Annotated in this window: 6 protein-coding genes; 5 read left to right on the top strand and 1 reads right to left on the bottom strand. The window is 40.0% G+C overall.

Annotated elements, in window-relative coordinates:
* The 5 genes from V7659_RS19410 to V7659_RS19390 all read left to right on the top strand — a co-directional run.
* Positions 1-470: sodium-independent anion transporter (locus V7659_RS19410; RefSeq protein WP_335541514.1), on the top strand; the 470-nt coding region annotated here is incomplete at its 5' end.
* Between the two features lie 139 nt (positions 471-609).
* A complete protein-coding gene (locus tag V7659_RS19405; RefSeq protein ID WP_335541512.1) occupies positions 610-963 on the top strand; it encodes an ArsR/SmtB family transcription factor in 354 nt (117 codons plus the stop codon).
* 397 nt (positions 964-1360) lie between these two features.
* On the top strand, positions 1361-1561 hold the full coding sequence (locus tag V7659_RS19400) for a cold-shock protein (protein ID WP_007083969.1): 201 nt from the start codon (positions 1361-1363) through the stop codon (positions 1559-1561).
* A gap of 190 nt (positions 1562-1751) precedes the next feature.
* On the top strand, positions 1752-2897 hold the full coding sequence (locus tag V7659_RS19395) for an exonuclease SbcCD subunit D (RefSeq protein ID WP_335541510.1): 1146 nt from the start codon (positions 1752-1754) through the stop codon (positions 2895-2897).
* Positions 2894-6031, top strand: coding sequence for an SMC family ATPase (locus tag V7659_RS19390; RefSeq protein ID WP_335541509.1), 3138 nt, complete (start codon positions 2894-2896; stop codon positions 6029-6031). Before V7659_RS19395 ends, V7659_RS19390 begins: the two co-directional genes overlap by 4 nt.
* 72 nt (positions 6032-6103) lie before the next feature.
* On the opposite strand, the gene V7659_RS19385 is transcribed toward V7659_RS19390, so the two are convergent.
* Positions 6104-6402 (bottom strand): putative quinol monooxygenase (locus V7659_RS19385; RefSeq protein WP_335541507.1); only part of this gene is annotated, 299 nt, incomplete at its 5' end.

Here is a 6402-nt window from a genome sequence, read left to right as displayed (position 1 = left end):
TAACCATGGCAGTAGAGGTAGGCTTAGTTATGTCTGCCATCCTTTTTGCCAAACGAATGAGCGACGTCATGGTTACGGCGAAAGCATTGCCAAACCGAAAACACAAGCATGAAAAAGTCGAATCAGGTATTGTCTCTGATACAAATGATTGCCCGCAAATTAGTATTTTTAATGTAGAGGGGCCATTATTTTTCGGGGCAGCGGAAACTTTTGAAAAAACAATCATGAGCACCATCAATTATCGGCCCAAGATTCTTTTGTTGCGCATGAGTAAGGTTCCATTAATGGATACAACCGGTGAAGCGACTTTATCTAGTATTGTTCGCCATTTTTCAAAAAGTGGTATAATCATGATATCGGGCTTAAATCCGCAGCCGGAAAGTGTTTTGAAAAAGACAGGACTTTATCAAATCATCGGCGAGGAACATTTCTTTGAACATACTGGAGAAACAATCCAAATATGCCCTTGAGCATATTAACAAAAATAAATGCCTCGGCTGTAAGCATTTCGCCTTTAGGGAATGTAAAAAACTATCAGCGACAGAGGCTGTAGAGGGAAGCAGGACCAAGCTTACTGCTACTTTCTAAAATAGCATGGGAGTGGACAAATTGAATCTTGAAATGCAGCAATTTAAAGCGGAATTTTTCAAAGCGCTAGCACATCCATTGAGAATCCGCATTTTAGAGCTATTAGCTGAAGGGGATAAGAATGTCAATGAAATTCAAACCCTTGTAGGTAGTGAAGGGTCGGCTGTTTCACAGCAACTAACCATTCTAAGAGCCAAGAATATTGTTACTGGAACGAAAGAAGGCAATAAGGTCATCTACACATTAAAAGACCCGATGATCATCGAATTGCTTGCCGTTGCTAGGCAAATTTTTAACAATCATCTTGTTGATACAATCACGATTCTAGACAAATTTAAAGAAGATGAAGAAGAACCAGCGATGCCGAAGAACTAAATTCTTCGGATTTTTCTTTTTTGACAAAATTAATCGACATAATCACAAAATAACAATATAAAAAAATAGCTAACTAATCGTTCGTTTTTTCTTGAAAACACTTTCATTTCCTCAAAGAAGCTGCCTGAAATTGATGTCGAATTGACTCGAATTCCATTTGAAAAAAGCGGCGAAATGTAGAAATCTGTAGGTTTATATTGCTTTGTCCTTTGTTGACATATAGGTTACTAGAATGCTAAAATTTAGTCAGCCGTTGCACGAGATTAGATTTATGTTACAAAGCTTGTTCAAAGTTTTAACCGATGTTTGGATGAGGAAATGAAGTAAAACTATCACGTTGTAATTTGGTGAATTTACACATGGCTTACGTGATAAGCCAATAGGAGGATTTTTTTTCATGAAAAACGGTAAAGTAAAATGGTTCAACTCAGAAAAAGGTTTTGGATTCATCGAAGCTGAAGACGGTAACGACGTATTCGTTCATTACTCTGCTATCCAAACAGAAGGTTTCAAAACTTTAGAAGAAGGTCAAGAAGTATCTTTCGAAGTTGTTGAAGGTGCTCGTGGACCACAAGCTGCTAACGTAACTAAAAAATAATTTGTTATCTACTATAACAGCCCGGACTAAGCTCCGGGCTGTTTTTTGTATTTACTAGTTTATAAATGATGCCTAGTATAAAATACCCAATATTCCAGTAATCTGCTTGCATTTCCAACCTCATTTCCATTTGTATTTTGCTATAATAGTAGTATTGGAAAGATGCAGAATAATAAATTGGGGTGAGCAGATGAAATTTATCCATACAGCTGATTGGCATTTGGGCAAACTAGTCCATGGAGTCTATATGACAGAAAATCAGCGCGAAGTACTTGAACAATTTGTGGCCATCGTCGCGGAAGAAAAGCCGGATGCTGTTGTTATTGCAGGAGATTTATATGATCGCTCGGTACCACCAACTGATGCCGTGGAATTACTCGATGAAATTCTTTTTAAGATTAATGTAGAATTAAAAACACCGGTTGTGGCGATTGCTGGGAACCATGATAGTGCAGAAAGACTTTCATTCGGCAGTTCCTGGTATAAGCACAGCCAATTTTATTTATCAGGAAAATTAACAAACAGCTTTACTCCTGTGCGAGTTAACGGGGTTAATTTTTATTTAGTACCTTATGCTGAGCCTGGAGTAGTCCGTCAACTACTCGAGGATGATTCTATTCATTCCCATCAAGAAGCAATGAAAGCACTGATCGGAAAAATGGAGGAAAATCTTAATCCGAATGAGCCTAATGTGTTGGTTGGACATGCCTTTGTCTTAGGAGGTCAAACGTCTGATTCTGAACGTGTCTTGTCTGTAGGCGGTTCCGGTTGTGTAGGTGCTGAATTGTTCGAACCATTTTCCTATACTGCACTTGGTCACTTACACAGCCCAGATGCCATTAACCACAATAAAGTGAAATATTCAGGTTCCCTTTTAAAATATTCTTTCTCGGAAGCCAAACAGAAAAAGTCGATTTCGATTATTGAAATGGATGATAAAGGTAACTTTACACACCGTTACCGCTCGCTTTCACCAAAACATGATATGCGGGAAATAGAAGGGCATTTGGAGGAATTACTTGATCCATATTTTTATGAAAAAGAAGCGATCCATGATTATTTAAAAATCACTCTTCTTGATGAAGGTGCTTTACTTGATCCTATCAATAAATTACGTCAAGTGTACCCCAACGTCCTCCATCTTGAACGAAAAATAGATCTAACCGATTTAAAGAAAAAACAATCATTCACGTCGATTCGAAGTGAGAAAAAATCAGAGATTGAGTTGTTTGAACAATTTTACACTGAAATGACAACCTCCGAATTTTCGCTTGATAAAAAAGCGGCAATGATAGAAGTCATTGAAAAAGTGCTAAAGGAGGAGGGATTGAAATGAAACCGCTAAAACTAACGATGCAAGCTTTCGGCCCTTATGCCGGCTTTGAAGAAATTGACTTTACCTCACTAGGTAATCGGACAATGTTTGTTATTTCCGGAAAAACCGGCGCCGGAAAAACAACCATTTTCGATGCCATCAGTTATGCAATCTATGGAAAAGCAAGTGGGGAGGACCGCAATGGTCCCGAACTCCGCAGCCAGTTTGCCAAAGACGAGTTATTAACCGAGGTTTCACTAGATTTCTCCCTTCGTAACAAAGCATACTCAATTACGAGGTCACCACAGCAATTGAAGAAGAAAGATAAAGGCGATGGCTATACACAAATAGGTGCCAAAGCTGAGTTATATATATGGGCAGAAAATGGCGAAAAGAAACTGCTCGCTTCTAAAATCAATGATGTTGAGGAAAAAATTAAGGAAATTATGTTGATTGATGCCAATCAGTTTCGACAGATTTTAATGATTCCGCAGGGTGAATTCCGTAAACTTCTCACCTCAGACAGTAAGGATAAAGAAGTTATTTTACAGAGGCTGTTCCATACCCAATTATATAAAATGGTGGAAGAGAAACTAAAGGTTGAAGCAACCGAACTGAAAAAGTCGGTTGAAGACCAGGTCCTAGCAAGAAATGAGCAGATTCGACGCATACAAGCTGTAACCAATCAAGACCTTCGTGAATATTTAGATGCAGACAGTGTGAATGATACAATCATCATGCCGCTTTTACTAACAGAAATTGCGGGTATGGGTGAAGTGTTAGAACAACTGAATCTCCAATTAAAAGAAAAAGGTAAGAACCAGGACAAACTGAAGGGGCAGTTGATTGAAGCAGAGGGAGTATTAAAGAAGCTGCACATGAAAGAGGAGCTAAAGGGGCAAAAGGCAAGCCTTGTTTCTCAGGAAGAAGTGTACAACGAGAAAGAAAAGCAGGTCCAGCTTGCCCATAAGGCTGCCGTTTTAGCGCAGCAAGAGGAACTATGCCACCGCTTAAAACGCGAAGTGGATCAACTTGATGGAAATTTGAAATCCATTCAGATGGAAATGGAGAAATTAGAAGGACTTTTAAAACAGCATGAACAACATTTGCAAAACGAACAAGAACGAGAAGGAGAACGCCAGGCCGCCCTGGATGAGGTAAATCGATTAGACAATATGAGGGAGGATGTCTATTCGTTTGCAACATTACTTAAAGAAACACAAAATAAGGATGCTGAATTAAAAGCCGCGCAACAGAAGCTTAAGCATGCCGAACAAATTCTCGAACAACTAGAAGGGAAACTAGTGAATCTACAACGTCAAAAGGAAGAAATTGAAAAAGGGAAGCTTATCTTTCTAGAAAATACAGGCAGAATCGATAAACTGAAGACGGAAATTGATCGCTTTGAAAAATACGAAATGCTGCTTGCGCGCCATCAAAAAGCCGAGCAAAATTTACGGTCGATGACTGCGAGATATGAAAATACTACTGCTAGATATTCAGATTCAAGAGCATTGGTCGAACAACTAGAGAGCAAATGGATGCACGGCCAGGCCGCGATATTAGCAGCAAAACTTCAATCAGGTGAAGCCTGTCCAGTGTGCGGCTCCGAGCACCATCCATCACCAGCGATACAAAATAGTGATAGTATTCCGACGGAAGAGGAAATGAAGGCAGCTAAGGCTCAAAGTGCCAACTGGGAAAAAGCAAAGTCAGCAGATGAGGCCGCCTTTTACCAGAGTCAGTCAGCTGAGGCAGCGCAAAGGGAAGCTGTAGAAGAAATAATGAACGATATTCGTTCATTCCGGGCAAATTTTACTGCTGACCATTTAGTGGATGCAAAAATGGAAGCATCGACGGAAAAGAACCAGCTAGTTCAGAATCAAGAAAAGCTTGCGGAAAAGATCAAGCAACTTGATCAAGTGAAGAGGGAATTAGAGACCAAAGAGGTTGAAAAAGTAGATGTGCAAAACAAACTTCAGCAGGTTTTAGCTATAATCAATGAGTTAACCGTACAATTCACTGAAAAGAAGACGAATCTTGTTCGGATGATGAAAGTCATTCCAGAGAATTTACGCTCGGAAGTGGAATACGAAAAAGCACTTGCGGATTCTAAAAACCGGCAGCAAATGTTAGTGAAACAACTGGAAGAGGCACAGCAGCGCCTGCAGCAAGTGAAAGAAAAACTTTCAAATGAAACAGCAAGATTATTAGATGCCAAGAAGCATCATGAGAGTAAAAAACAGGAGTTGGATTCCGAAAGAGGAATCTTTATTAACAAACTCTCAGAACAAGGCTTTGAAAAATACGGTACCTATGCTGAAGCGAAACGGACGGAAGCAGAAATTCGCAGTCTTGAAGCTGAAATCCGCAGTTATCGAGAAGAATTACGTTCGGTTTCTGACCGATTGAAAGAATTAACCGATGAGTTAATGAATGTAAAAACACCAGATGTCGATGGAATAAAGCACGGGATTGAGAAAATCACAAGTGAATTCGAGGCTCTTAACCAGCAGCAAACCAATCTATTTGTTAAAAAGCGGGATAACGAAGAAATATACAACCGTGTGGGAAGTTTGAATGAACAAATGAAGGTCCTTGAAGATCGGTATAAGTTAATTGGTCATCTTTTTGAAATTGCTAAAGGCCAGAATAACTTCCGGATTACCTTTGAACGCTATGTACTAGCTGCATTTCTGGATGATATTTTACAAGAAGCCAATGGCCGCTTACGAAAAATGACTTCCGGCCGTTTTCAATTGCTGAGAAAAACAGACCGTTCAAAAGGGAATGCTCAAAGTGGCCTGGAATTGCTTGTGTTTGACCAGTATACGGGTCAGGAACGACATGTTAAAACACTTTCAGGCGGGGAAAGCTTTAAAGCTTCATTATCGCTCGCACTGGGTCTGGCTGATGTTGTTCAAAATTATGCCGGAGGGGTTTCCTTAGAGACCATGTTCATCGATGAAGGCTTTGGTACGTTGGATCCTGAGTCCCTCGATCAGGCAATCGAAGCATTAATGGATATTCAAAGCAGCGGCCGTTTAGTTGGTATTATCTCGCATGTTCCGGAACTCAAAGAACGAATTGACGTCAGTCTCGAAGTCCGGGCAGATCAGACGGGAAGCAGGACGGAGTTTGTGTTTACAAATTAAAATTAATCCGAACAAAAAGCAGTGGATATCATTAATCCCACTGCTTTTTGTGTTTTTCTTTCATTTGAAAATCTATAATGGCTTAAAATTAGGAAACGGATGCTGGGCTTCAGCAAGCGTGGAAAGACTCGTTAATTCGGATAAGACACCAATTTTATTCCAAACAGCCATGACCCTAGTAGATTGGTGTGCCTTTTCAATGGCCTCTGTTGATCGCCATTCTGCGATTTCAATGATCGTCCCATCCGCTGCTTGAAGCGTCAATAATTCTCGATCAGTAATTAACTCTTCCGCGCGAAGTGTTGGGATATGTACTTTAAGGATTTCTTTTAATTCCTCCTCTTTTCCTGGGTTCGGACGATAGAGCGCCA

Source organism: Neobacillus drentensis (assembly GCF_036966985.1).
GTDB classification, from domain to species: domain Bacteria; phylum Bacillota; class Bacilli; order Bacillales; family Cytobacillaceae; genus Neobacillus; species Neobacillus drentensis_E.
This window is presented reverse-complemented; position numbering and strand designations above follow the sequence as displayed.